The sequence below is a fragment of the Corynebacterium massiliense DSM 45435 genome (assembly GCF_028609805.1).
Classification (GTDB): Bacteria; Actinomycetota; Actinomycetes; order Mycobacteriales; family Mycobacteriaceae; genus Corynebacterium; species Corynebacterium massiliense.
The window spans coordinates 1782477-1808514 of the sequence record NZ_CP063189.1 but is presented as its reverse complement, the minus strand read 5'-3'; the positions used below and the strand labels follow the sequence as shown (position 1 = coordinate 1808514).

The 26038-nt window shown below is 64.6% G+C and carries 24 protein-coding genes and 1 tRNA gene; 16 read left to right on the top strand and 9 right to left on the bottom strand.

Annotated features, from left to right (window positions below):
• Window positions 1–7 precede the first annotated feature (7 nt).
• Window positions 8–682: a FadR/GntR family transcriptional regulator gene (locus CMASS_RS08445; protein WP_022863797.1), complete on the bottom strand. Its 675-nt coding sequence runs from the start codon at window positions 680–682 to the stop codon at window positions 8–10.
• 310 nt (window positions 683–992) lie between these two features.
• Here CMASS_RS08445 and nrdF point away from each other — a divergent pair, with 310 nt between their 5' ends.
• From nrdF to CMASS_RS08430, 3 genes are all read left to right on the top strand, one after another.
• Window positions 993–1982: a class 1b ribonucleoside-diphosphate reductase subunit beta gene (nrdF, locus tag CMASS_RS08440; protein WP_022863798.1), complete on the top strand. Its 990-nt coding sequence runs from the start codon at window positions 993–995 to the stop codon at window positions 1980–1982.
• Window positions 1983–2275: 293 nt separating this feature from the next.
• Window positions 2276–3973 (top strand): aa3-type cytochrome oxidase subunit I, encoded by a 1698-nt coding sequence (gene ctaD, locus CMASS_RS08435; protein ID WP_022863799.1) that lies wholly within the window; start codon window positions 2276–2278, stop codon window positions 3971–3973.
• 92 nt (window positions 3974–4065) lie between these two features.
• Complete coding sequence (locus CMASS_RS08430; protein WP_022863800.1) at window positions 4066–4932, top strand: aminoacyl-tRNA hydrolase; 867 nt, start codon at window positions 4066–4068, stop codon at window positions 4930–4932.
• Window positions 4933–5050: 118 nt separating this feature from the next.
• On the opposite strand, the gene CMASS_RS08425 is transcribed toward CMASS_RS08430, so the two are convergent.
• Window positions 5051–7027: an ATP-dependent DNA helicase gene (locus CMASS_RS08425; protein ID WP_022863801.1), complete on the bottom strand. Its 1977-nt coding sequence runs from the start codon at window positions 7025–7027 to the stop codon at window positions 5051–5053.
• 11 nt (window positions 7028–7038) lie between these two features.
• Entirely contained in the window at window positions 7039–8364 is a 1326-nt protein-coding gene (locus CMASS_RS08420) for a nicotinate phosphoribosyltransferase (protein WP_022863802.1), read from the bottom strand.
• Window positions 8365–8414: 50 nt separating this feature from the next.
• Here CMASS_RS08420 and clpS point away from each other — a divergent pair, with 50 nt between their 5' ends.
• The 7 genes from clpS (at window position 8415) to rdgB (ending at window position 12938) form a co-directional block, all read left to right on the top strand.
• Window positions 8415–8735: an ATP-dependent Clp protease adapter ClpS gene (clpS, locus tag CMASS_RS08415; protein WP_022863803.1), complete on the top strand. Its 321-nt coding sequence runs from the start codon at window positions 8415–8417 to the stop codon at window positions 8733–8735.
• Between the two features lie 17 nt (window positions 8736–8752).
• Window positions 8753–9283, top strand: coding sequence for a DUF2017 domain-containing protein (locus tag CMASS_RS08410; RefSeq protein ID WP_022863804.1), 531 nt, complete (start codon window positions 8753–8755; stop codon window positions 9281–9283).
• Complete coding sequence (locus CMASS_RS08405; protein WP_022863805.1) at window positions 9283–9900, top strand: rhomboid family intramembrane serine protease; 618 nt, start codon at window positions 9283–9285, stop codon at window positions 9898–9900. The genes CMASS_RS08410 and CMASS_RS08405 overlap by 1 nt, the downstream gene beginning before the upstream one ends.
• On the top strand, window positions 9897–10703 hold the full coding sequence (murI, locus tag CMASS_RS08400) for a glutamate racemase (protein WP_022863806.1): 807 nt from the start codon (window positions 9897–9899) through the stop codon (window positions 10701–10703). Before CMASS_RS08405 ends, murI begins: the two co-directional genes overlap by 4 nt.
• A 53-nt stretch (window positions 10704–10756) precedes the next feature.
• On the top strand, window positions 10757–11521 hold the full coding sequence (locus tag CMASS_RS08395) for an MBL fold metallo-hydrolase (protein WP_022863807.1): 765 nt from the start codon (window positions 10757–10759) through the stop codon (window positions 11519–11521).
• Window positions 11522–11597: 76 nt separating this feature from the next.
• Window positions 11598–12335, top strand: a complete 738-nt coding sequence (rph, locus tag CMASS_RS08390; RefSeq protein ID WP_022863808.1) for a ribonuclease PH — start codon at window positions 11598–11600, stop codon at window positions 12333–12335.
• Window positions 12336–12938, top strand: a complete 603-nt coding sequence (gene rdgB / locus CMASS_RS08385) for an RdgB/HAM1 family non-canonical purine NTP pyrophosphatase (protein ID WP_022863809.1) — start codon at window positions 12336–12338, stop codon at window positions 12936–12938.
• A gap of 54 nt (window positions 12939–12992) precedes the next feature.
• Here rdgB and CMASS_RS08380 read toward each other — a convergent pair whose 3' ends face one another.
• Both CMASS_RS08380 and CMASS_RS08375 read right to left on the bottom strand, forming a co-directional pair.
• Window positions 12993–13325, bottom strand: coding sequence for a DUF3817 domain-containing protein (locus tag CMASS_RS08380; protein WP_022863810.1), 333 nt, complete (start codon window positions 13323–13325; stop codon window positions 12993–12995).
• 62 nt (window positions 13326–13387) lie between these two features.
• Complete coding sequence (locus CMASS_RS08375; protein WP_022863811.1) at window positions 13388–13786, bottom strand: membrane protein; 399 nt, start codon at window positions 13784–13786, stop codon at window positions 13388–13390.
• Between the two features lie 96 nt (window positions 13787–13882).
• Here CMASS_RS08375 and CMASS_RS08370 point away from each other — a divergent pair.
• Window positions 13883–13966: transfer RNA gene (locus tag CMASS_RS08370), tRNA-Leu, on the top strand.
• A 278-nt stretch (window positions 13967–14244) separates the two neighbouring features.
• Here the strand turns inward: CMASS_RS08370 and CMASS_RS08365 are convergent.
• Complete coding sequence (locus CMASS_RS08365; RefSeq protein ID WP_273665897.1) at window positions 14245–15582, bottom strand: HNH endonuclease signature motif containing protein; 1338 nt, start codon at window positions 15580–15582, stop codon at window positions 14245–14247.
• A 283-nt stretch (window positions 15583–15865) separates the two neighbouring features.
• Window positions 15866–16651: a hypothetical protein gene (locus tag CMASS_RS08360; RefSeq protein ID WP_022863736.1), complete on the bottom strand. Its 786-nt coding sequence runs from the start codon at window positions 16649–16651 to the stop codon at window positions 15866–15868.
• 273 nt (window positions 16652–16924) lie between these two features.
• Here CMASS_RS08360 and CMASS_RS08355 point away from each other — a divergent pair, with 273 nt between their 5' ends.
• The 5 genes from CMASS_RS08355 to CMASS_RS08335 all read left to right on the top strand — a co-directional run bounded on the left by CMASS_RS08355 (window position 16925) and on the right by CMASS_RS08335 (window position 24272).
• Complete coding sequence (locus CMASS_RS08355) at window positions 16925–17929, top strand: SPFH domain-containing protein (RefSeq protein ID WP_022863737.1); 1005 nt, start codon at window positions 16925–16927, stop codon at window positions 17927–17929.
• A 242-nt stretch (window positions 17930–18171) separates the two neighbouring features.
• Window positions 18172–18921, top strand: a complete 750-nt coding sequence (locus CMASS_RS08350) for a hypothetical protein (protein ID WP_022863738.1) — start codon at window positions 18172–18174, stop codon at window positions 18919–18921.
• A 69-nt stretch (window positions 18922–18990) separates the two neighbouring features.
• Window positions 18991–19227 carry a hypothetical protein gene (locus CMASS_RS08345; protein WP_156831834.1) on the top strand — a complete coding sequence of 79 codons (237 nt, stop codon included), beginning with the start codon at window positions 18991–18993 and terminating at the stop codon, window positions 19225–19227.
• Window positions 19160–23275, top strand: coding sequence for a DUF5979 domain-containing protein (locus CMASS_RS08340; RefSeq protein ID WP_022863740.1), 4116 nt, complete (start codon window positions 19160–19162; stop codon window positions 23273–23275). Before CMASS_RS08345 ends, CMASS_RS08340 begins: the two co-directional genes overlap by 68 nt.
• Window positions 23169–24272, top strand: coding sequence for an LPXTG cell wall anchor domain-containing protein (locus CMASS_RS08335; RefSeq protein ID WP_022863741.1), 1104 nt, complete (start codon window positions 23169–23171; stop codon window positions 24270–24272). The genes CMASS_RS08340 and CMASS_RS08335 overlap by 107 nt, the downstream gene beginning before the upstream one ends.
• Window positions 24273–24406: 134 nt before the next feature.
• Here CMASS_RS08335 and CMASS_RS08330 read toward each other — a convergent pair whose 3' ends face one another.
• Both CMASS_RS08330 and CMASS_RS08325 read right to left on the bottom strand, forming a co-directional pair.
• Window positions 24407–25057, bottom strand: a complete 651-nt coding sequence (locus tag CMASS_RS08330) for a flavin reductase family protein (RefSeq protein ID WP_022863742.1) — start codon at window positions 25055–25057, stop codon at window positions 24407–24409.
• A 46-nt stretch (window positions 25058–25103) separates the two neighbouring features.
• Window positions 25104–25925 (bottom strand): HNH endonuclease family protein, encoded by an 822-nt coding sequence (locus CMASS_RS08325; RefSeq protein WP_022863743.1) that lies wholly within the window; start codon window positions 25923–25925, stop codon window positions 25104–25106.
• Between the last annotated feature and the right edge of the window lie 113 nt (window positions 25926–26038).

Genomic DNA, 26038 nt, shown 5'->3' with positions numbered 1-26038 from the left:
AACAGCCCTAGCTGTCGCCGGCGCGGTTCGTATCCAAGATGCGCCGCGCCAGCTCCTCGGCGGCGTCGCACGCACCCTTATCGATGGCCCGCGCCAACTCCGCGTGCACACTCGCCGTGCCTGCCACGGGGTCGCGTTTGCGCGAGCCGTAGATGGACTTTCCCTTTAATATCGCCAACAGGCTCGGCGCCAGCGCCGCGAACATCTCGTTGTGGGACGCGCGCAGCACCGACGCGTGGAACTCCAGATCGGTTTCCAATTCCTCGCCCACGCGCTGGGAGGGGTGCGCAGCCAGCGACATCAGCCGGTTGGACAACCGGATGAGCTCGGCGCGTTCTGCCGCGGTCGCGTGTTCCGCCGCGGCGCGCGCGGCTATCGGTTCTATCCCGAGGCGCACTTGATTGAGCGAGCTCAACTGCGCGGCCCGCGACTTTTCCGCCTGTAGCCGCCACGAGATCACCTTGCTGTGAAACACCTGCCACCTCTCCTGTGGCAGCACCGTCATCCCGGTCCGCCGCGCCGCCGAGACCATCCCCAGCTGCTCGAGCGCGCGCATCACTTCACGCGCGACGGTGCGGGAGGTCTGCCAGCGGGAGGAGATATCGCCAAGCGTGAACGTCTCACCGGCCGGTAGGTCCCCGGCTGCGATAGCCGCGCCCAAAGAATCCAGGATGTCGTTCACCCGCGGGGGAGTGGTTCCGGTTCGGCCTCGGGGCCGCTCGGCGCGTCGGCCGCCAGGCCGATCACTTGGTCGGTCGCTGGTTCGGTCGCTGGGGGAGGCGGGCATTGAGACGAAAACCTCCTTCGCGTCGTGGGCGTGAATGTGGGCACCAGCGTACCGCACGGCCGTGCCGAATCGCCTGCTTAACGGCTTTTTATCCGTTTGCTGGCAAGGGGAGGGTTCCGCCAAAGTGGCGCCGGGCGGCGGGTAGGGTAAGGAGGCGAACGAACGGTATTTGCACATCGACAAGCAAGGCAGGTGGACACCCTCCATGTCGCACGAGTACGACTCCTACGTCGCTAGCCACGACAAGCCCGTAAAGGCGATCAACTGGAACAGCATTCCGGACGATAAAGACCTCGAGGTCTGGGACCGCCTCACCGGTAACTTCTGGTTGCCGGAAAAGGTTCCGGTCTCCAACGACATCCCCAGCTGGAACAAGCTGACCGACAGCGAGCAGGAGACGACCATGCGCGTCTTCACCGGCCTGACCTTGCTGGATACGATCCAGGGCACCGTCGGTGCTGTCTCGCTGCTGCCGGATTCGCTCACCCTCCATGAGGAGGCGGTGTACACCAACATCGCCTTCATGGAGTCGGTGCACGCGAAGTCCTACTCCAATATCTTTATGACCTTGTCGTCGACCGCCCAGATCAACGACGCCTTCCGCTGGTCCGAGGAGAATGAGAACCTGCAGAAGAAGGCCAAGATCGTCCTGTCGTACTACGAGGGCGACAACCCGCTGAAAAAGAAGGTCGCCTCCACGCTGTTGGAGTCCTTCCTCTTCTACTCCGGCTTCTACCTGCCGATGTACTTCTCCTCGCACGCGAAGCTCACCAACACCGCGGACATCATCCGCCTCATTATTCGCGATGAGTCCGTGCACGGCTACTACATCGGATACAAGTACCAGCAAGGGCTGAAGAAGCTCAGCGAGGCCGAGCAGATGGAGCTCAAGGAGTACACCTTCGACCTCCTCTACGATCTCTACGACAACGAGATCGACTACACCGAAGACCTCTACGACGAGCTCGGCTGGACCGAAGACGTCAAGCGGTTCCTGCGGTACAACGCGAACAAGGCGCTCAACAACCTGGGCTACGAGGGCCTTTTCCCGGCCGATGAGACGCGCGTGTCGCCGGCGATCCTCTCGGCGCTGTCGCCGAACTCGGATGAGAACCATGACTTCTTCTCTGGTTCCGGTTCGTCCTACGTCATCGGCAAGGCGGAGGAGACCACCGACGACGACTGGGACTTCTAACACGCCCGATCGTTCGGAAGTTTGATACTAACCGGGGGTGCATCGCGGGGCGTGGGAGAGCGTGCGGCCGCCGAAAAAGTGCGGTGCGTCACGCGCTTGCCGATGCCCTGCCCTCCCGCGCGACCGCCATACAGCGGTTAAGGCCGGTGCGGGGTGTGCTCGGGCCGTAAAGGGCCGGCTCATTTCTTATCGAGAGCTGGCAAAACCTCTGGGCCGTCCTTTACTATCAGAGGTTGTACAACAATAGCGTCGTGGGCTTGTGCCCGTGACGCTTGTTAGTCAGGAGGATTTTAATGACCGCTGTGGCGCCACGGCTCGAGGAATACGTCGAGCCGACCCGCCCAGAGCCGACGGGGAACGGGAAACCGGGCTCCAAGGCATGGGAGATGATCACCACCACCGACCACAAGCAGCTGGGCATCATGTACATCATCATGGCCTTCAGCTTCTTCTTCCTCGGTGGCTTCATGGCCCTGCTGCTGCGCGCGGAGCTTTTCACTCCGGGTCTGCAGTTCCTGTCCAACGAGCAGTTCAACCAGCTGTTCACCATGCACGGCACCGTCATGCTGCTGCTGTTCGCGACCCCGGTTGTGTGGGGCTTTGCCAACTTCGTGCTGCCGCTGCAGATCGGCGCGCCGGACGTGGCCTTCCCGCGTCTGAACAACTTTGGTTTCTGGATCACCACCGTCGGTGGTTTCGTCATGCTGGCCGGCTTCCTCACCCCGGGTGGCGCGGCTGACTTCGGCTGGACCATGTACATGCCGCTGGCTGACGGCGTCCACACCCCGGGCATCGGCGCGGACATGTGGATCGTTGGCGTCGGCGCCACCGGCGTGGGCACCATTGCTTCCGCCATCAACATGATCACCACCCTGCTCACCATGCGTGCGCCGGGCATGACCATGTTCCGCATGCCGGTGTTCTGCTGGTCCATCTTCACCGCCTCCGTGCTGGTCCTCATGATCTTCCCGCTGCTGACCGCCGCGGCCCTCGGTGTTCTGTACGACCGCAAGCTCGGCGCGCACATCTACGACTCCGCCAACGGCGGCGCCATCCTGTGGCAGCACCTGTTCTGGTTCTTCGGCCACCCGGAGGTCTACGTCCTCGCGCTGCCGTTCTTCGGCATCATCTCCGAGGTCGTTCCGGTCTTCTCCCGCAAGCCGGTCTTCGGCTACATCGGCCTGGTCTTCGCGACGCTGTCCATCGGCACCCTGTCGATGGCCGTGTGGGCTCACCACATGTACGTCACCGGCGCCATCCTGCTGCCGTTCTTCTCCTTCATGACCTTCCTCATTGCCGTTCCGACCGGCGTGAAGTTCTTCAACTGGGTCGGCACCATGTGGAAGGGCCACATCACTTGGGAGACCCCGATGATCTTCGCCATGGGCTTCATGGCGACCTTCCTTTTCGGCGGCATGACCGGCGTCATGCTGGCGTCACCGGCGCTGGACTTCCACCTGTCGGAGTCCTACTTCCTCATTGCGCACTTCCACTACACCCTGTTCGGCACCGTCGTCTTCTCCGCTTTCGCGGGCCTGTACTTCTGGTTCCCGAAGATGACCGGCCGCATGCTGGACGAGCGCTTGGGCAAGATCCACTTCTGGCTGACGTTCATCGGCTTCCACGGCACCTTCCTGGTTCAGCACTGGCTGGGCAACATGGGCATGCCGCGCCGCTACGCCGACTACGCCGCGTCCGACGGATTCACCGTGTACAACCAGATCTCCACGATCTTCTCCTTCGTACTCGGCGCGTCCGTCATCCCGCTCATCTGGAACGTGTTCAAGTCCTGGCGCTACGGCGAGATCGTCACCGTGGACGACCCGTGGGGTTACGGCAACTCGCTCGAGTGGGCCACCTCCTGCCCGCCGCCGAGCCACAACTTCACCTCGCTGCCGCGCATCCGCTCCGAGCGTCCGGCGTTCGAGCTGCACTACCCGCACATGGTTAAGCGCATGCGCGAGGAGGCGCACTCCGGCCACGGCCACTAAGCCGCCGCGCCACTCCTGACCGACCGGCACCTCACCTGCGAGGTGCCGGTTTTGGCGTTTTAGCGCCCCATCTCACACCGGAAGGCCTATTGATGACCGAGGATATGATGGACAACGATTTCGCACATAACCCCTCCCGCTGCGCTTATCCCCGTACGACCGATTTCCGTACGGCTGATCTCCGTACGGCTGATCTCCGCGCCGCCTATGACGAGCTCGTCGCGGCGTGTAGCGGCCGCGATTGGCGGGACGACCCCGAGGACGCCGACCGCCCCGAAACGATTCAGGCGATGCAGATTGCTTTGGACATGCCGAAGCAGGAACCGCCCGCCCGCAGCGCGCTGCTCGCCGCCGCGGCCCGCGCAGTGGTGGCGGTATGTCTCGACGCGCGCTTCTTAGATGAATTGCGCCCCTGGTACGGCCATCGCATCCGCAAGGTGGCGCGCCGCGCGCGGAACAAGGCGTGGAAGGACGTCCAGGAGCTTCCAGGCATCACCATCACGCACGCTGCCCCCGCTACCGCTGCCGACGAATCCGGTGCTGACACAACCGGCTCTGCCGCCCAGGCGCGCGTGTTTCCGCCGTCAGCGGTGAGTGAGGTGGACCCGCGCCTCGGCAAGCTGCAGATCGGCCACACTGACCTCCCGTACGACGAACCGGCGCTTCCTGACGATGAGTGGCCGGTCCTCTACGTCGACCGCGCCCTCAACATGAGCGCTGGGAAGGCGGCCGCGCAGGCGGGGCACGCGTCGATGCTGCTCGCCGGGAGCTTGCCGTTCGCGGCGGTGCACACGTGGGCCGCGTGCGGCTTCCCGCTGGCCGTGAGAGAAGTACCCCGCGCCGAGTTCGAGGCGCACTGCGGCGAACCTGGTGCAGTGGTGGTTCGCGATGCCGGCTTCACCGAAATCGCCCCCGACTCCGCCACGGTCGTGGCTGTCCCCGCCTCGTTGCGCGGGTAAAAGACCAGCAGCCGACGTTCACGCCGTCGCGACACCGGCCGCGCCTATACGCCGAGTGTCTTTTGCCAGCGCGGTGCACAACACAGCGGGGTGCGGCGGAGCGGATTCTGCCGGGCCGCTAGGTGCGCGGGGCGGTGGCGGCCTGCGCCAAGCGGCGCAGCGCGCCGCGCACCGTGTCGGGGTTCGTCGTCTGCCAAAACGGCGGCAGCGACGCCTTGAGGAAGCCGCCGTAGCGCTTCGTCTCCAACCGGTTGTCCAACACCGCGACGACGCCGCGGTCCGTCGCCGACCGCAGAAGACGCCCCGCGCCCTGCGCCATCAGCAGCGCCGCGTGGGTGGCCGAGACCTCCATGAAGCCGTTGCGGCCGGCGGCTTTGGCGGCATCGGCACGCGCTTGCAGCAGCGGGTCATCCGGCCGCGGGAACGGAATGCGGTCGATGAGCACCAGCGAGCACGCCGACCCTGGCACATCGACGCCCTGCCACAGGCTGAGCGTGCCAAACAAGCACGCATTTTCGTGGTCGGAGAACTTCTGCACCAGCGTGCCGATGGAATCCTCACCCTGCCGCAAAATCTCAAACGGCGTCCGCTGACGCATCGCATCCGCGGCTTGGTCGGCGGCCCGCCGCGATGAAAACAGCCCGAGCGTGCGCCCGCCGGCCGCGGTGAGAAGCTCCGCTATCTCCTGGAGTGTCTCCTCGGCCAGCCCGTCCCGCCCTGGCGTGGGCAGATGCCGCGCGGTGTAGAGAATGCCGGACTTGCCCGGGTCAAAAGGCGTGCCGGCGTCGAGGCTGTCCCACTTGCCGTCGGGCAACCCCCACGCGGCGGCCATCGCGTCGAAGCGCCCGCCCAGTGCGAGCGTCGCCGACGTCAGCACCACCGTGTTGTCCGAAAACAGCGAATTGCGCAGCGTATCCGCGACCGATAGGGGAGCGACCGACACCCCGCGGGTGTGCTCGCTTTTGTCTACCCACACCACGTCGTCGGAATCGGCAGGGTCGCCGGTGTCGAACACGTCGAGGATGCGCGTGACCGTCTCACCCATCTCCGCCAGCAAGTTCGACAGGTTGTAGCGTTCGGCCGCCTTCTCCGGGTCGTTTGCCGCCTCGCCCTCCGGCTGCCGGCCCACGGCCTCGCGGGCGCGGGCGAGCGTCTTGCCTAACCCCTCGAGCTGGGAGGCAGCCGTTTCCTCTTCCGTGGATTTCACCGCGAGCCAGCGGCCGGCGGGCAGCTCTTCCACCGTGGCGTCGAGTTCTACCGCCTGCTCTTCAATCTCGCTGGCTTCCTTCTCCGAGCCGAGCGTGCGGGTGCGCTTCGCCGCGAGTTTCAGAGAGCGCTGGCTCAGCGTCGCCGTGGCCACCCCGGTGATGCGCGCGTCGAGCTCGTGCGCCTCGTCCACGATGACGGCGCTGTGTGCGGGCAGGATATTTGCCTCGGAAAGCGCATCGATGGCGAGCATCGCGTGGTTGGTCACCACGATGTCCACGTCGGCCGCCTTCGCGCGGGCCAGTTCGGCGAAGCACTCCTCCCCGTGGGGGCAGCGTGCGGCGCCGAGGCATTCTTGCGCGCTTACCGATGCCTGCTTCCACGCCAGGTCGCTCACCCCCGGTTCGAGGTCGTCCCGGTCGCCCGTGTCGGAGTCGCCGGCCCACTCGTAGATGCGTTTGACCTGCGCACCGGTCCGCGACACCGCCGTCTCGTCGAGCAGCGCTTCCTCCGGCAGCGCCTCGTCGCGCGCGAGCTTGTTCAGGCACGCGTAGTTCGAGCGGCCCTTCAAGATGGCGAAGGTCGGTTTGTGGTCGAGGTGGCCGTCGAGGGCATCGGCAAGCCGCGGCAGATCGCGTTTGACCAGCTGGCGCTGCAGGGCCAGCGTCGCGGTGGACACCACGACGGCGGTGTCGTGTTCCTGCGCGTAGCGGATCGCCGGCACGAGGTACGCCAAGGACTTGCCGGTGCCGGTGCCCGCCTGCACCGCGAGGTGGCGGGACGAGTCCAGCGCCTTGGTCACCGCCGCGGCCATGCGTTCCTGGCCGGCGCGCCGGCTGCCGCCCAGCCCCGCTACGGCGGCGGCGAGTAACTCATCCCTGTCGTTCACTTCACCCGAGTCTAGTGGGAGGCGAAACCGGTCATGCGGGTGGGGACGGCGGCATCGTCACGCGTGAGCGCCAAACCCTCCCACGGCAGCGTCTTGATGTTTTCCGCCAGCATCTCCCGCGACTCCTCCAACGTGGGCAGGCCGGAAACGATCTCGCCGTCGCGCATGAGCGGGTGGGTGAGCTCGCGGACGGTGAGCGACCCGGTGTCCGGCGCCTCGGCCCCGAGCGGGAAGACGATCTCCTCCACGGCCACACCGGTGGAGCGGAAGGTGCGGATGGCCTGCTTCGCCCCGCCGGTCGACTGCTTCGACGACGAGCGCTTGGCCACCGGCACGCCGTCGACCTCCACGACCTTGTACACCAGCCCCGCGGTCGGGGCGCCAGAACCCGTGGCCACAGAGGTGCCCACGCCGTAGACGTCGATGGGATCGCCGCGCAGCCCGGCGATGGCGAACTCGTCCAAGTCCGACGAGACGACGATCTTGGTGTTGTAGGCGCCCAGCTCGTCGAGCTGCTGGCGCACGCGCCGGGTCACCGCGCCCAGGTTGCCGGAGTCGATGCGCACCCCGCCTAGGTCCGTGCCCGCGACCTCCACCGCGTTGTCCACGCCCTGCGTGATGTCGAACGTGTCCACCAGCAAGGTCGTGTCCGCGCCGAGCGAGTCCACCTGCGACTGAAACGCCGCCTTCTCGTTCGGCGTGCCGTCCGGGTTGACGTGGTTGAGCGTCCACGCGTGCGACGAGGTCCCGCCCGCCGGGATGCCGTAGCGGTGGCTCGCCTCCAGGTTCGACGTTGAGTGAAAGCCCGCCAGGTAGGCTGCCCGGGCGACGGTGACGGCGGCCTGCTCGTGGACGCGGCGCGAGCCCATCTCGATGATTGGGCGCCCGTCCGCGGCGACCACCATGCGCGCGGCGGCCGCGGCGACGGCGGAATCCGCGTTCAGGATCGACAGGATGACCGTCTCGAGAATGATGGCATCGGCGAACGTCGCGCGCACCGACAAGATCGGCGAGTTGGGAAAGTACAGCTCGCCTTCCAAGTAACCGTCGACCTGCCCGGTAAAGCGGTAGTTGCGCAGGTACTCGCGCGCCTCGTCGTCGAGGAACGACAGGCTGTCTAGCTGCTGTTCGCTGAAACGGAAATCGCGGATGGCCTCCAAGACGCGGGGGATGCCCGCCACGACGCCGTAGCGCCGCTCGTTGGGCAACTTGCGCCCGAAGACCTCGCAGGTGACCTCGCGGTGCGCGGTCCCGTCGCGCAGTGCCGACTGGAGCATCGTCAGCTCGTACATATCGGTCAGCAGGGCCGTGGAAGTGTTCAACGTTGCATCAGTCACAGTGCCCACCCTACGCGACCCTGGCACCCACTTTGGTTAGGGTGGAGGCCATGAATGCGCGCATGTCTCCGCAACTTATGGCCCCGCCGTTGGCCACCCCGGACATCGACGAGGAAGTCCAGGTGTCCACGAGCCCCGATCTGCCGTGGATGTGCATCGTCTGGGACGACCCAGTCAACCTGATGAGCTACGTGACCTACGTCTTCCAGACCGTATTGGGCTACGACAAAAAGCGTGCCCAGGAACTGATGATGCAGGTGCACACCGAGGGCAAGGCCGCGGTGTCGTCCGGCGCGCGCGACAAGGTCGAAGGCGACGTGAAAAAACTGCAGGTAGCCGGCCTGTGGGCCACGATGCAGCAGGCCGGGTAAGTAAAGGAGCGCGACGCATGCAACCGTGGAAGAAAAAGAAGCCGCTGATGCGGCAGGCGAAGTTCACCACCGTCTTCGACCCGATGGAGCGCGAGGTGTTAGGCAACCTGACCTCGACCGTCTCCGAGGCGATCATCCAGCGCGCGCAGTCCGCCCCGAAAGACGAGCTGGCGGAGATGATGGACATGCCCAGCGGCCACACCGAGGCGCCGGAGGATCCGTCGCTCGCCCGCCTGTTCCCCGACTTCCAGCGGCCCGAGGATCAGGAGTACGACGGCGACGCCTCGCTGTTGCGCTCGCTGCACGAAAATGACATCGCCAAGGCCAAGCTCAAAAACCTCCAGGTGGTAAACACCGCGCTCGGGCCGACCGGGGGCGTCGAGGTGGCCATCGGGGAGGACGAGGCCCAGGCGTTCGTCGCGGCGCTCAACGATCTCCGCCTCTACGTCGCCGCCGGTGAGGGCCCGAACGAGACGGACCGCGACGCCATCGTCGAGTGGCTGGCGTTCAATCAGGACTCCCTGCTGACCGCGATGATGGAGGGCTAATGCTTGGCGATGCCCAGCGCCGCCCCGTCCCCCAGCGCGGTGGCGCCCACGTGGGCCTGCGTTACGCGGTGGGCTACCTCGCCGTCATCTGGGCGGTCTTTTTCATCAACACCGTGTTCTTCGCCGGCCAGCTCAACGCGTTCGGCATCCGCCCGCGCGATACCGCGGGGCTCATCGGCATCGTGTGCGCGCCGTTCCTGCACGGCGGGGTGGACCACATCGTGTCCAACTCCATCCCGGGCGCTATCTTCTGCTTCCTCGTCGCCGCGACGTCGCGGCGCACGTGGTGGGAGGTCTCGCTCATCGTCATGCTGGTCAGCGGCATCGGCACGTGGTGCTTCGGCGGGGTGGGCACCATTCACGTCGGCGCGTCCGGCATGATTTACGGCTGGCTCGCCTACCTCGTCGTGCGCGGCTTTTTCAACCGCAGCTTCCGCCAGATCCTTTTAGGCGTGGTGCTCGGCCTGTTCTACTCCAGCCTGGTGTGGGGCGTGTTGCCGCTTTCCGAGGGCGTGTCCTGGCAGGCGCACCTGTTCGGCGCGGTGGGCGGCGTGCTCGCGGGGCTTACCATCACCTCCGATGATCCGGTGCGGCGGGAGTACACTTACCAGCCGTGAGTTCTGCGTCTGCACCCATCGGAATCTTTGATTCGGGCGTCGGCGGGCTGACCGTCGCGCGCACCATCGCCCAGCTTTTGCCGCGCGAATCCATCGACTACATCGGCGACACCGCGCACGGGCCCTATGGCCCGCTGCCCATCGCCCAGGTGCGTTCCTACGCCCAGGACGTCGCAGACCAGCTTGTCGATGCCGGCTGCAAAATGCTCGTCATCGCCTGCAACACCGCCACCGCCGCATTTCTTCGCGATGCCCGCGAGCGCTACGACGTGCCCGTCCTCGAGGTCATCCACCCGGCGGCGCGCCGGGCGCTGGCGACGACGCGCAACCGGCGGATCGGGGTCATCGCCACGCAAGGCACCGTCAACTCCGGCGAATACCAGGACCTGTTCAGCATCGCGCCGGGGGTCGAGGCGTGGGCAGTGGCGTGCCCGAAGTTCGTGGAATTCGTCGAGCGCGGCGAGACGTCCGGGCCCGAACTCATGGCGGTCGCGGAGAAGTATTTGGCGCCGCTGCGGGAGGCGGGCATTGATACGCTGGTGCTGGGATGCACGCATTACCCGCTGCTCAGCGGTGTTATCCAGATGATCATGGGCGACGATGTCCGGCTGGTCAGCTCCGCGGAGGAAACCACCAAGGACGTCTACCGGGTGCTCACGGAAAGCGGGCTGCACGCGCCGGCGGGATCGGCGGCGGTGCGGTCGTTTTCCGCCACGGGTGAGACCGCGGACTTCGACCGCGTGGCGGCCCACATCCTCGGGTTCGGCCCCGGTGAGGTCAACCACAGTGCCAACGTGAATTGAGATTCACCCCAAAAGGGCGACAAGCGGGGGCGATTCGTGAGAAGCTAAGCGGTATGAAATTGTCCGTCCTGGGATGCTCCGGCAGCGTGCCGGTGCCCGGTAACCCTGCCTCGGGTTACCTCCTGTCCTTCCCGGACGCTCCGTCGATCATCCTGGACCTTGGCCCCGGGACGTTCGCCGAGCTGCAGAAACTGCAGGACCCGTGCCGCGCGCACGTCGCGCTGACCCACCTGCACGCCGACCACTGCTCGGACTTTCCGTCGCTGATGGTGTGGCGGCGTTTTCACCCCACTGCGCCGGCGGCCCAGCGCAACCAGTTCTTCGGCCCGGCGGAGGCCTGCACGCGGCTCGGGCGCGTGTCGGCGGATTGCGACGGCGACATCGACGACATGTCGGATACCTTCGAGGCGCACGTGTGGCGCGAAGGTGAAACGGAGCGTGTCGATGCCGTCGCCATCACCCCGTACCAGACCGTTCACCCGACCGAGGCGTATGCGCTGCGTATCGAGGACGAGGCTGGGCGCGTGCTGACGTACTCGGGCGACAGCGCGTACACCGACGTGTTGGTCACGGCGGCGCGCGGGGCGGACGTGTTTATGTGCGAGGCGGCGTGGGGCGAGACCTCCGCGGGCAAGGCCGGGGGCATGCACATGTCCGGCGCGGAAGCCGGCCGGCTGGCGCGGGAGGCCGGCGTGGGCCAGCTCGTCTTGGTGCACCTGCAGCCGTGGGGTGATACGGAAGCGACCGTGGCCGCCGCCCGTAGTGAGTACGCCGGCGAGATCACCGTCGCCCGCGCGGGGATGACTTTTACTGTGTAGTGCGCGCTTGGGCGTCCGCCCGAGCGAGGTCAACCGGGCCGTTAAGCGCCACGACGTGGCGGGTAGGCTCGAGCGCATGACTGAACGCGAAACGTTTACCCGTGCCGATGGCCGCGCCTTCGACGAACTGCGCCCCGTGCGCATCACCCGCGGCTTCACCACCAACCCGGCCGGCTCCGTCCTCGTGGAGTTCGGCAACACGCGCGTGATGTGCACCGCGTCGGCGGAGACCGGCGTGCCGCGCTTCAAGCGCGACTCCGGCGAAGGCTGGCTGACCGCAGAGTACGCGATGCTGCCCGCCGCGCCCGCCGAGCGCATGCCGCGCGAGTCCATGCGCGGGAAGGTCAAGGGGCGCACCCACGAAATCTCCCGGCTCATCGGCCGGTCCCTGCGAGCCGCGGTGGACCTCAAGGCGCTGGGGGAGAACACGATTCAGATCGATTGCGACGTGCTGCAGGCCGACGGCGGCACCCGCACCGCGTCGATCACCGGCGCCTACGTCGCGCTTGCCGATGCCATCGCCGCCCTCCGCGAACGCGGCGTCGTCCCGGGCGAGCCGCTCCTCGACCCGATCGCGGCGGTCTCCGTCGGCATCATCGACGGCCGCGTGTGCCTCGACCTGCCCTACGAGGAAGACTCCCGCGCGGAAGTCGACCTCAACGTCGTCATGCAGTTGTCTGGAGACTTCGTCGAGATCCAGGGCACCGGCGAAAACGGGCTCTTCGGCCGCGTCGAGTTGGACGAGATGCTGGATGTGGCGCAGAAGGGCTGCCAGGAGCTCATCGTCAAGCAACGCGAAGCACTGGAGGGCTAAATGCAGCTGCTAGTCGCATCGAACAACCCCAAAAAGCTGCGCGAGCTGCAGCGGATCCTGGACGCCGCGGAGATAACCAACGTGGAGCTCGTCCCGCTCTCTAAGGCCCGCGCGTACCCCGAGCCCGTCGAGGACGGGGGTACGTTTGCGGACAACGCGCTGATTAAGGCGCGGGCCGGCGCGCAGGCCACCGGGCTGGCGTGCGTGGCGGATGATTCCGGGCTGGCAGTAGAAGAGCTCAACGGGATGCCCGGTGTGCTGTCGGCGCGGTGGTCTGGCGGCCACGGCGATGACGACGCGAACAATGAGCTGCTTTTGGGACAGATGTCGCACGTGCCGGACGAGCGCCGCGCGGCCGCGTTCGTGTCGGTGTGCGCGCTGGTCACGCCTGCGGGGCAGGAACACGTCACAGAGGGGCGGTGGCCCGGGCGGCTGCTGCGCGAGCCGCGCGGGGTAAACGGCTTCGGCTACGACCCGCTATTCCAGCCCGCGGGCGAAGAGCGCTCGGCGGCGGAGATGTCCGCGGACGAAAAAGACGCCGTCTCCCACCGCGGCCGCGCGCTGGCGCAGCTTGTCGATGTAATCCGGCGTCTCGCAGATTAGCGCGGACTGGCTTCCGCGCGGTCCGATTCCCGCGCGGTCCGATTCCCGCGCCAACTACATCAGGTATTTGTCCAGCACCTCGTGGCGGCGCTTTCCCTCCATCCAGAACGAGCAGAACGGGATGGTGCCCGCGAGGGCGGTGACCAGCATCTTGCCCGGCCCCCACTTCACGGCGGTGCCGAGCAAGAGCAGCGAAATGAGGAAGATGAAGTAGACCACGCCGTGGACCTGCGGGATGGCCCGTGCCCAAGCCGGCAGGTCGGCTTCGAACCCGTACTTCGCAACCATCTCGCCTACCAAAATGAGCAGGAAAATACCGGTCACGGTCGCCATGATGGTGAAAAACCGCAGCCGGATCGCGATGCCTTTGTTCTCCTCAGTGGTCATGGAGGGTCCTTTCCTAGTCGGTGGCCAGCTGTGGACTGCCGGCTCGAATTTAGCGCGAGTACTTAACGGCGGCGTCGCCGTTCGTGAGGGTCGTTCATCTCGTTGAAGGTGTCCACGTCGACGGTGGGGCGGTGGGGGAGGAAGTCGTCATCGATACGCGCTTCGCTCCCGGACTCGTACCGTGCGGGGCCCTCGCCGCTGTCCGCGGACTTGTGCTCGGCCTCGAGGCGCTCGTTTTCGTATTTGAGCGTGGCACGGTAGCCCACGACGACGAACAGTGCGAAAAGCGGCCACTGGAGTGCGTAGCCCAAGTTTTGGAAGGTGCCGGATCCCGATTGGAATCGGGTCCACTGCCAATACGCGAGGCCGAGGAACGCGACGACGACCAGCGCGATGAGCGCGATGTGCCACCAGCGGATTTTCACCTGGCGCGGCTGGGTGCTCGGGTCGTCTGTACTCACGGGGGTTAGCCTACTTTCCAAGGGATGCGATTTTCGAGTCGCGGGTGCATTTCGCCGCGGTTAGGCCGGGCATGTAGACTCTGGGCCTAGCTTTGCGCGCCCGTGGCGGAATTGGCAGACGCGCTAGATTTAGGTTCTAGTGTCTTTGACGTGTGGGTTCAAGTCCCACCGGGCGCACCACGAATCAGCAGCACAAATACGGCCGATCGCCTTGGCTGCACACTGGCTACATTCGACGGCTGCGCGGACATCGCCGTGCCGCGCTTGTTGTCCCCAGTAACCCGCTCGTTGCGTGTGTTTTGTTTTGGGCATGCGTTAGTGGCCGGGGAGCGGTGCTTTCCCGGCTGTGGGGCAGTGTGTGGACTATGCCCAGTTCTTTCCCGTTAGGACTCTTCCTTTCTGGGCTCTCTTTACCCTGGAGTCTTCGCACCCTGGGTCGGTTAGGCGGGTGCGGTTGTTTAGGTGGGTTGGTTGGTGGTGGTGTGGTAGGTGGTGGCCCAGGGTGGGATGCGGCGGACTTTGCCGTTGACGCGTTCTAGCCGCCCGCGGCGGGGTTTTGACGGGTCGTCGTCGTTGACGCCGTTGTGGTAGGGGCAGGCAACGGTCAGGTTTTTCGGGTTGGTGTTGCCACCGTTCTTCCACGCTTTTAGGTGGTGTATTTGGGCGGTGTCTGCTGGGTGGTGGCATCCGTCCCATGGGCAGGTGGGGTTTTCGGCCATCGCCATCAGGCGTTGCTTGTCGTTGGCGAACCTGCTTAGCCGGTACAGGTTGATCGGTCCTTCCACGGGGTGGACGAGGGTGACCAGCCCGATATCGGCAAGCATGCGGGTGACCAGCTCGGTGCCGGTGATGGTTGCGCTGTTGGTCATCTTGAGCAAGACGTCGTCGCCGTTGTCGTTGAGGATGTCGGTGAACTGGTCGAGGGTGATGATTACGTTGGTGCGCAATCCCGCGACAACCTGGGTAGCTTCCGTGGTGGCGCCGCAGTCGGTGCAGATAACGTGTTGGGTTGTCACCTCCGGGGCGGGGTAGTCGCCGGCCGTGTGCCCGTTGTCAGGATGTGCGGCTGCAGGGCTTGAGTTGGTGGAGTATTGCTGATTGTCACCCGAGCTATTGGCCCCGGCGGCGTGTGGCTCATTCGATGACGTGTGCGCGTCGGTGGGGTTGGTTGTGGCGGTGGCGGTGGTGTGTTCGTGGTGGCGGATCAGCCCGATGAGGTCTTCTGGGGTGGTGATGTGTTGGGCCATTTCGGCGACTTGGTCGCTGGTGGCGTGTAGTTTCAGTGTCCAGGTATCACCTGATTTACGCCGGATGATGTCTAGGCCGGGTTGTGGTGGTTGGGGTGGGTCTTTCAGACCTCGGCAGTAGGCTCTGGCGGCTGTACATACGGCGCTGGTGGGGCCGGGGTGGTTGGTGGCGTGGTGGCGTAGTTTCCATTTGTCGCGGGAGTGTTTGAGTTGGTTGGTGAGCTTTTCTACCGCCAACAGGGTGACAAGGCTGTGCTGGTTTTCCGCGATGGCCGTAAGGGTTTGATCCCGTAGGCGGGTATAGGCAGTTTGGCCAAAATAGGTATCTGCGAGTTTGGCTAAATCCCGGGCGGTGGTATCTGGTATGCCGAGGTGTATCAGCTCGTCGCGGGTGTGGCCGCGGCACGCATGGAGGAGGCTGAGACCATCGGCAAGCAACCCGGCGAACACCTCGAGGAGAGGCGTATCGGGGGTGTGGCTGGCGGAGTCGGTCGCGGATTTGGCGGCGGAGCTGGTCGCGGAGCTGGCGGTCGGGTTCGTGAGAGTCATGAACCTGAACCTAAAGCGCGCCGCCAGCCACGGCTAGCGGACGAGACGAGTCCTGTGGATAACCCGGGCCCAAAAGCCGGCAATCGGACCGAAAACAGCAAAACCGGCAGTTATCCACAGGCGATCCGATTCGCGCCAATAGAAAACGGGCGGAAACGAAAACCGGGCGACCAATAAACCGAGCGGGTAATGAACCAAACGGACGGAGAAGCAAGCGCGGGCCGGCTCCCCGCAAAACGAAAAAATCCCCGCCCGAGAAAGGGCGGGGAGAAAGAGAGGAGCTTTAGACGTTCTCCTGCTCGATGAGGTCGCCAGCCTTGTCGTTAACCTTCACGAAGTTGGTGGCGCTCACGCGGTCGTCGTCCTTGTTGCCGCGGATGAAGTCAGCAACCTCGGTGGCAGCGTTCTTGCCCAGGTCCTGGGACTCCTCGGAACCCTTGTCCACGTCCAGGTCGACAATCAGGTTGTTGCCGTCGGTGCGGACCTTGTCCACGTGGCCGCCCCAAGCGGCCGGGTCGCCAGCCAGCTCGTCGTAGTTCTGGATGCCCAGCTGCTCCTTGACAAAGGCGTCGGCCTCAGCGTTCGCAGCCTCGTCCTCCTGGCCGTTGACCGGCTTCTCGGTGCCGGTAGCGGTCTCCGCCTCGGAGGTGGCGACCTCGGAGGTAGCAGCCTCGGTGGTGGCCGGCGCCTCGTTGTCGTCGTCGTTGTTGCCGGACAGCCACCACCACAGCAGACCCGCCAGGATCAGCAGGGCCAGCAGCGGCAGCAGCCACTTCATCGGGTTGGAGCCCTCATCCTTGACCGGCTCGGCGTCGCGGCGCGGCTGGACCGGCTTCTCGTGCACGGTCTTCTCACGCACCGGCTGCTCGCGGCGGACTTCCTGACGGTTCTCGCGGACCGGGTCGGTGACGCGGTCACCGTTGCGCGGAGCGACGTGCTCCTGGCCGCCACGCGGGGAGAGCTGCTCTTCGCGGCCCACGCGGCCGGCGTTGTCGGCGCGGCCGGCATCCGGGCGCTCGATGCGGTGAGCGTCCTTGCCGTTGTTCTTCGGATCGTTCGGGTTAGTCATGTCGTTTCCTTTCCGGGAATCCGGGAACCGGTCCCGCTGTCTAACTCAAGGGCGACTTCGGTCAATTAGTAATGGCACGCGCCATCTGCGACCACTGTACGGGCGAAAGTGCAAGAGGATCGGGGGCGGGCATCGGCAAGCACGTGCTCCAGACCGCACCCCGGGCGGGCCGGAACGCCGCCTAGCAGCGCTTTTTATGGAAAGATAACGACCGCGACAAGAAAACGGAACAAATATAACAAGTCTGTAAAAACCGGACTGGAAGGGAACTTTATGGCGCCGCTAGTCGTCGGCTTCGTCGTGGTGGTCCTCCTCATCATTGCCCTCCTCAGCGCCTACACGGTGCGCACGCGCGAGGCGGCGATCCTGGAGCGGCTCGGGAAATTCCAGGGGGTCGCACACGCGGGCCTGCACTTTAAGATGCCGTTCGTCGACCGTGTGCGGGCGAAGATCAGCCTGCAGGTCCGCCAGCTCGACGTGTTGGTGGAGACGAAGACCCGCGACAACGTCTTCGTCCAGATTCCGGTGGCCGTGCAGTACCAGGTGGTGGAAGGCCGCGAGCGCGAGGCGTTCTACCTGCTGTCCAACCACGAGCAGCAGATCGTCGCCTACGTGCAGGACAACGTGCGCTCGTCGGTGGCGGAGATGGGGCTGGATGAGTCCTTTTCTTCTAAGGACGACATCGCGAAGAACGTGGCGCTGTCCCTGCGCGACAACATGGCGGAGTACGGCTGGGACTTCATCAACACGTTGGTGACCGACATCCGCCCGGACGAGCGCGTGCGGGAGTCCATGAACTCCATCAACGCTGCCCAGCGTGAGCGGGAGGCCGCCATCGCGCAGGCGGAGGCGGAAAAGATCCGGGTGGTCAAGGAGGCGGAAGGCGCGGCCGAGGCCCGCAAGCTGCAGGGCCGTGGCGTGGCCGACCAGCGAAAAGAGATCGTCGAGGGCATCGCCGCGCAGTACGAGATGCTGCGCAACGCCGGCGTGCAGGAGTCCCCGGAGGCGCTCATGCTGGTCTCGCAGTATCTCGACGCGATGGTCGACGTCGCCCAGAACGGCAAGGCGTCGGTGCTGTACATGCCGTCCAACCCGTCCGGGATGGGCGACATCTTCGACGGCATGCGCGACGTGTTGATGTCGAATTACGCGCTGACGGATTCAGCCAAGACCAAGGCCCCGCTTGACGATGCCCCGGTGGCCACCCCGGCATCGGCAAGCAAGGCTCCCGCGCCGCAGGAGACGGAAACGAATAAAAATACGGAGGAAGACAGCTAGGTCTCCTGCCGTTCGACCCCAGCTCACGGGCTGTATTTCAGGGGTCATACATTGTCCTTTCAGAAACTTGTGCGCTCCCGTAGTATGGCCTAAGTTTGATCCAGGAAAAGAAGGTGCGGGCCCGCCGCCCTCCCGCGCATAATTCCCGCGCAGGTAGTGGCGCGCCAGGTCAGGTCCCACTTTTTTAAACGACCCCAGTATCTCCCCATCTCTATAGGGCCAGAGTTGTCGGAAGGACAAGTATGGGACTGACAGGGTTCTCCCACCCGCGGGTGTCAACCGCGCTCAAACGCCTGTTCGCCGTCGTGGCCGCCTTCATCCTGGTGGCCACCCTCGCCGTCGCGCCGCAGGGCAACCCGCTCGCCACGACGCCCGATGCCGATGCGCAGACCAACAACGGCGGCGCCAGCAGCGGCGGTGCGCCAAGTAACTTCAACTTCGGTGACTGCAACTACCGCAAGGGCAGCGGCGAGGCGGCCGCCCGCGCCAACCAGCTGTGCTGGATCGACCTCGCCCACATGCCGCTGAACTACGACTCGGTGTCCGGCGATTTCACCCGCAAGATCGGGCGCTACACCTTGCGGTTCAAGGTGGCGGTGACCGATCCGCCGCGCATGAACCGGGATAAGCCCGGCACGCTGTCCACCCAGCGCGGTCCCACCTCTGATTCCACGATCTTCGGCAAGACGGTGAACGGCACCGACTATTTCGTCCCGCATGACGGTGACAACTCGGAGCTCATCATCCTGGCCAGGAAGTTCCTGTTTACGCGCATCCAGTTGCGGGACATCCGTTTTACGGACGAGGCGGGCAAATCCGTTCCGGGCTACCAGATGGCAGTAGCTGACGCCGAGGACACCACGCTGAGTGAGATGATCAGTGTGAATAACAGCACTTCCGAAGACAGCACGACTTTCGGTAAGGGCGTCAATATCTGGGAGCGCCTGACTCCCGACGGAAAGAGGGACGCGTGTAGGACCGGTCTTTCCTAGAAGTTCGGCCGGACCAACGAGTTCACCGACTGGGGAACCAGTAAGTACGAACGGGATTTCGTGTGTGGCGTGGGCAGTTCCGGCGCCAGTAACCCCGGCTCCTTTTTGGTCTCCGCGCCAGAGCCGACCACTTTGGACATCGGCATGGGCGCGTGGAGGGACAACGAGGCTGTGGCCCTCGCCATCCCTATGGGGCGCGTCGGTTTCGATCCTGAGCCGGTGAAGGCGAAGACCGATTTTGAAAAGAACGTCACCGGCACCGCCCGCCACCGAATTCAACTACAAGGCGTTCCAGCGCTCCGGTAGCGATGAGAAGGAAATTCCAGTAAACAAAGCGGGCTACTCCGGCGTTGTCCGCCCGCTCGATAACACCGGCAAGCCCACTGACGTTCTCGGCTTCCGGTCGGAGCCGAACGGGCTGGCTAATAATAGGGTCTTCGACCGCTACAAGCCGACGTGGCGCTGCACCCTGACCGATTCCCAGGACAAGCAGGAAGCCTTCACCATCACTGAGGGCAACGTCCCGGATAAATTCACCCTCAAAAACGATAAGGAAAAGGGCACCAGTGAGGTGACCCGCGCTGTCCGGGACAACCGGATCATTAACTGCTCGGTGGAGTGGACGCCCAAGTTCAGCCCGGCGACGGTGCAGCTGTCGAAGACTGTGGACGGCACCGCGCAGGACTTCACGTCCGTGCTGCGGCGTAAATTCGATATCAAATACACCTGCCAGTCGGATGATGCGTACAAGCAGGCGTACCCGGATAACCCGCTGGAGGGCACGGTAGAGCTGCAAAAGGGTGAGGCGCGCACCCTGAACTCGTTCCCGGCAGGTGCGAACTGCACGTTTAGCGAGTCTTTTCCGGAGGGCGACCCCGCGGTGCGCCCCGGCAAGAGCCTCGACCTGACGTGGTCGACGGGCGAGAAGTCTGGCAACTCCCGCAACGCGGAGCAGAAAACGACGGTCAAGCTGGGCGAGACGGTCAACCTGCGTGCGAACAACCAGTACAACTTCCGCGCCGGTTCGGTGACCATCAATAAGCAATTGCTTGGCGATGCCGCACCCGAACTCGGCGATCCCAAGACGTACCGTTTCCGCGTGCGTTGTGAGGGCACTCCGTTCACCGTGGAAAAGGATCTGGTGATCCGGAACAACGGCGGCAACCGCACTGGCTCGGTCACCGTCGACGGGCTGCCAGTTGCGCGTGACTGCTACCTGCGCCCGCTGACCGGCCTGTCCCAGGAGGAAAGCCGCACCATCCAGTTCGATGGCCGCGACGTGAACTTCAATGGTCAGCACGTGGACGCGGAGTCGAATGGCGAATACAAGTTCCGGCTGGACGACTACCAGGAGGGCGCTACCCCGACGAAGGGGACGCTGGATCTCAAGACCACGTATAACTACAAGGTCCGAGACGTCACGGTGGTCAAAGACATCACTGGTGATGGTGCGGGCAGCTCGGATCTCGAGGGGAAGACCTTCCCAGCTGCCTACCGCTGCACGTGGAAGAACGGCGGCAGCAAGGAAGGAAAACTCGAGCTGCAGCCGAATGCGTCCGAGCCCGCCAAGATCGAAGGCGTGCCCGTCGATGCGGACTGTCTGGTGTGGGAGGAAAATTCTCCCGAGCTGGAGAACGTGCGTCTGCAGGGGACTGAGGTCTCTGCGTCGAGCGTGTCGGACAACGGGAAGACCCTGAAGAACGATGAAGCGAAGAAGACGCCCATCCTGAAGGTGAGCCCGTCTACCGACGCAGGGCAGAACCGCGTCATCGTGCGCAACACTTACGCGCGCCGAATCGGCTCGGTGGATCTGCACAAGATTGTGGATAGCAACCTGTCGGTCCCGGTCCCGGAGAACTACACCTTTAACTTCACGTGCGGTACCCGCACGGTTGTGCGCGGGGACGGCACGTCCGTGCCCGTGGAGCTGAAGGGCACCGTGCAGGTGAACGGTGGCCAGACCCAGGGTCTGGTCGCGGACGTCGCAGACCCGGAGCTTGCCGAGCTGGTCAACGATCGAAACGGCAAGCTGGGCGTTCCGTACGGCAACAAGTGTTCCTTCGAGGAGAAGCAACCTGATTTCCCGTCGGGTGTTATCTGGAACTCCGACGCCGAAGAGTCTGTGGTGACCGTTAGCCAGGACACCACCACCAACGACATCACGAACAAATACACCGCTGCCGGCAAGGGCCTCACCATCACTCAGCGCAACGCTGGTGTGCCCCAGCTGAGCGAACCGGTCGAGTACTCCTTGCGCTGCACGCTGGATGGCGAAGACGTCGACCTAGGCGAATACTCCACCATCAAGATGGACAGCTCGCAGGGCGACAGCAACGTGGAGATTCCGGCAGACGTTTTGCCGGAGGGCACGGAGTGCCAACTGCGAGAGAAGAGCGCGATCAACAAGACCCGTAAGGGAGATAAGGGGCAGGATTTCCCGGTGCAGCGCGACTCGACGTCGCGCATCGCCAACACCAGTAGCCCGGCCGAGGATGGCAAATACGACGAGAGCGTTCCGGTAGATATCGACTTCTCCATCGGTGACACCACCACGTTGTCGATCACTCATACCTACAAGTTCGTCACCAGCTCGGTTACTGCGAACAAGGTGGTCGAATTCGACCCGGCGACGCAGCAGTACATCTCTGACACTCGAAAGGACACCAAGAATCACCGTAAGTTCCCGGTGACACTGCAGTGCACGGCGCCTATTGGTGGCGCGCGTTTCAGTACGACCGGAGACGTGGTTGCGGCAGAGGATGCCAAGGCGACGGTTTCGCTGGACGGTGTGCCGGCCGGCTCGACCTGTGTGGCATCGGAGGGCCAGACGAATACGGCCGAGGGCATTACCCTCACTCAGCAGACGTCCGCTGGCGGGGGACCGCGCCAGGACGGTGCGGCCGAATTTACGGTGGGAGCCGAGTCGACACCGGTGACGTTCTACAACTCGTACTCGCGCCAGATGGACAAGCTCCTGGTGAAAAAGAGCGCGCACCTGCCGGGTGACATCCGTGGTCAGATGGGCGATAGGCTCAATGACAACCTCTACGAACACAACTTCAATGTGGTGTGCAAGGACCCAGAGACTGACGACAAGGAGCAGCTGTCTAACGGAACTTTCGTCATCAAGGGCGAGGGAGAAAACACCGTTGAGATCCCGGTCGGCGCTGACTGCCAAATCACCGGCGATCACTTCGGTTCTCTCAAGCTGAACGACGGCGAGGATGAAGCGTATGTCCGCCCCGAACACGTGGAGTGGGTCGTAGATAGCAACGACGGTGACCGCCACCAAGATCGTGACTTGGTGGATGGAGTTACCGAGTCGCAAATGTTTAGGACCGTGTCGACCCCGGAGGGGCAGACCACGCCGGCGAACCAGGCGGTTTTGCATAACTACTACGAGTACGAGCGGTCTAACGTCCGAATGGATAAGGACGTGGTCGTCTCGGATGCTGACTGGAACATGCTTGACGATGATTTCGCCATGGACTTCACCATGCAGTGCAAGGGCGTTGGCTACCAGACCAGCACGATCGGCCAAGGCGACAAAACGCTTCCGACCCGCCTGACCAAGAAGGACTTCAAGGTCGTTGGCGAGGAGAACGGGAAGAAGATCCTGCGCTACAACTCGGACGACGCGTCTGTCCCGGCCGGCGCACTGTGTACATTCACCGAGGCCGGCATGGACAACCTGCCCGATTCGTTGAAGCACTCCGTGGACGAGCAGACCGTGCGCGAACGCGCACCGGAGCCGGACGTCAAAGAGGCCCAGCCGTTGAAATTCGTCAACCGCTTCGACCGCAAGACCGCGCCGGTGCGACTTGCTGTCCTGCAGGACGGCTACTTCAAGGATCTCGAGCCTGGTTACAAGGCATCCTTCGTCTGCAAGCCGTCCAAGGGCGGAGCGAGTGAGGTGCGCGTGGAGCGCGAGCTCGGTGCGCAGGACATCATCGACGGCGGCAGCGTGGCCAACCCGTCCGCACCAAATGGTGGTGTGACGGTAGATCTCCCGGTCGGCTACGACTGCGAGTTGGACCTCGACGGCAGCCCAGCCCTCGGGGCTCGGAACGTCGTCGAGAACATCGACGGCAACCGACAGCCGGTTGTTCAGTTCAACCACTGGGCCGATAACAAAGCCGACCAGAACGACTTGAGCAGCCTGGCGAAGACGGATCGTTCCGAGCTGAAGGGAACGAAGAAGAACTACAAGCATTCCTTCACCGTCCCGGACAACCTGGCGAAGAAGGATGCCGAAGAGTTCGTCGTCGGCGCCGAGGTGTTCAGCCCGCGCGCAGTCCGAGGGCAACTCTGGCGGCAGCGGCACGTTCAAGTTCACGGAGCAGTGCTCTGCTGACCAGAAACCATTCGACCTCAAGGCGGGCAACAAGCACACGCTGAAGTCCGTTCTGGTGGACACCAAATGCCTCGTCGAAGAGGTCAACGATGGCTCTGACGATCGCGACGCGCGCATCAGCATTACCCAGCAGGGTGACCGTCTGGCGGATGTTGAGGCCTCGAACACGGAGACAACGGTCGATCCGAATGCAGCTCACCCGGTCGACGGCGGCGTCGACGGTGCTGCGGCGAACAGCGACGAGGAGACCGAGGAACACGCCGGCAAGCCGGAGGATTCGAGTGAAGCATTGCACCGTGACATCAGCTTCACGGTCCTGCCTGTGGCGCAGGCCAGCGACTTGAGCAACTCCGGCCCGGCGTGGAGCCTGACCGCACTCAACAGCTTCGCCAACATGAACGTCACCAAGACCATTGACGGTGCTCCGATCAGCGAGGCCGTCGACGGCGTGACCAACACGGCGGTGCTGCCTGACGATGCCCAGTCGATGCGCGTTCACTACAAGGTGGCCAACGACGGCGCGGGTGCCCTGTCGAACTTCGCCATCAAGGACCCGAGCCTGGCGGGCCGCACGGTCAGCCGCGTCGGCTCGGGTGATACCACCACGGACGATTCCTTCACCGTCGGTGAGGAGGGAGTCATCCCGGCAGGTTTCTGCGGGCTTGGCGATGGCGCCGAGATCGCCAGCGGCGCCGAAAACGAGTGCGTCTTCGACGTGGACATCTCCAACGAGCCCATGGACAAGATGTTCCGTTACAGCGGCGAGGTCACCGTCACCGCAGACACGCAGAACCTGGGCAAGGTGACCGGCAAGGACTCCTACGGAGCGATTCGCCTGCCGCAGTCGGTGGCGTGGATGCTGCCGGACACCGGCCGCCAGACCCTCGTGTGGGTCTTGGTGCTGGGACTTATCGCCCTGGCCATCGGACTCCTGCGGTACCTGCGCAAGGACGACGAGGAAGAAGCGGACGCCGCCTTGGAACACTCCCGGGAGTAAGCCCCGCGAGTAGTCTCCGCGAGAAAGCCCCGCGGCTAACCGCCGCCCCCGGGCGTAGGGGGAGAAGCGTAAGGGCCGGCAGGTGAAAACCTGCCGGCCCTTGTCGCGTGTGTGTGGGGGAGAGAAGTCGGCGCCTACGCGTCTCCGCCGAGGCCGGCCTGCGCGGCGGCATCGGCACCCGGCACGCGCATCTCGAAGCGCTCGGTGACCACGGTGTAGTCGAAGTAGCCCATGCGCGCGATGGGTTTTGCCTTCAGGATGTCCAGCTTGCCGTCGGTGATGTAGTCATCGTCGATGTGAATGGTCTCCACCTGGGCGAAGACAATGTCGACGCTGCCGACATCCGAGTTCCCCGGTAAGCGATGAGTGGACAAGTACCGGCACTCGAACTTCACCGGGCTTTCCTTGACCATCGGGATGCGCAGGTTGTCCGCGTACTCCTTGGTCACGTCCAGCCGGTCCCACTCGCTGTCGTCGTGCTCTAAGGCCATGGCGGACTTGTTGACCTCCTCGTGCAGCGCGTAGGTGGCCATGTTCCACACGAACCAGCCGGTCTTTTCTGCGTTGAGCACGGTGTCCTTCCGGCGGCCGTCTGGGTACTGGTTGGCGGAAAACATCACCCGCGGCGGATCGAAGGTGAGGTTCTGCCACTGGCTGTAGGGCGCGATGTTTTCCCGGCCGTCCTCATCGATGCTGGAAAGCCAGCCGATGGGGCGCGGGACGGTGCTCGCCTTGAACGGCGAGTAGGGCAGCGGGTTCTTTTCTTCTTGCGGCTTCCACTTCATGGCGTGCGCCTTTCCTGTTGGTCGTGGGCTAGGTCACTTGCCGACTCTAGCCCGCGCAGGTGCCCAGCTGCGTCTGCAGCGCATCGCGCTCCGCGGGGGTGACCCACAGGCCGTAGGCGTGCTTGACACCGATGATCCGCCGCGCATACTCGCACCGGAACGCCTTGTTCGGCGGCAACCAGGTCGCGGCATCGCCCGCGCCCTTCTGCATGTTCAAGTGGCCGTCGACGGCGAGGAGGTTGCGCGGGTCGTTTGCAAAATTCCGGCGGGTGGAGGTGTCCCAGGACTGGGCGCCTTTCTGCCAGGCATCGGCAAGCGGCACGAGGTGATCAATCTGTACCGCATTCGAGGTGCCCTGCCCGCGCTGGAACGCGATGTGCGTGCCGGAATACGGATCGTCCAATACCCCGGTCAGCACAACGCAGCCGTGCGTGCGCGGCTTGAATGTCACCTCGGTGAGATCGCGGGCGAGGATGTTGTTGCGGGTGTCGCAGCCGTCGTGGCCGAATTCCACGTCGACGTCGTCGGACCAGCGCTGCCCGAACTGCTCGCGCGCGTAGCCGGTCTTGGGCGCCCGGCCCTTGACGGGGATGTCTGCGAGCGCCTGGTAGGCGGCGGCAGTGGCGGGGTCGGGATCGGATGCAGCATCCGGCGAGGGTTCTTCGGACGAAGGCTCGCCAGACGGGGCAGAGGTCGCGCCCGCGTGGGTATCGCTTAGACGCGTGTCGCTCGGACGTGGCGGGAGATCCTCTAGCACGCCGCCCACGGGCACCTCCGGCACCGAGCACGCGCTCACGCCGGCAGCCAGGGCGGCCGCAGCGAACACAAACGCGGCGCTTCGGCGGAGGGTGGAAAGCCAGCGCGACACGAGAGGGCGTGCCAAGCGGCGACGCGGCAAGCGGCGACGCGGCAAGCGTCTGGGCGGCGAAAATCGACGGGTGGACATGATGCTCGCTTACCTTAGGCCCCACCCCGGACACG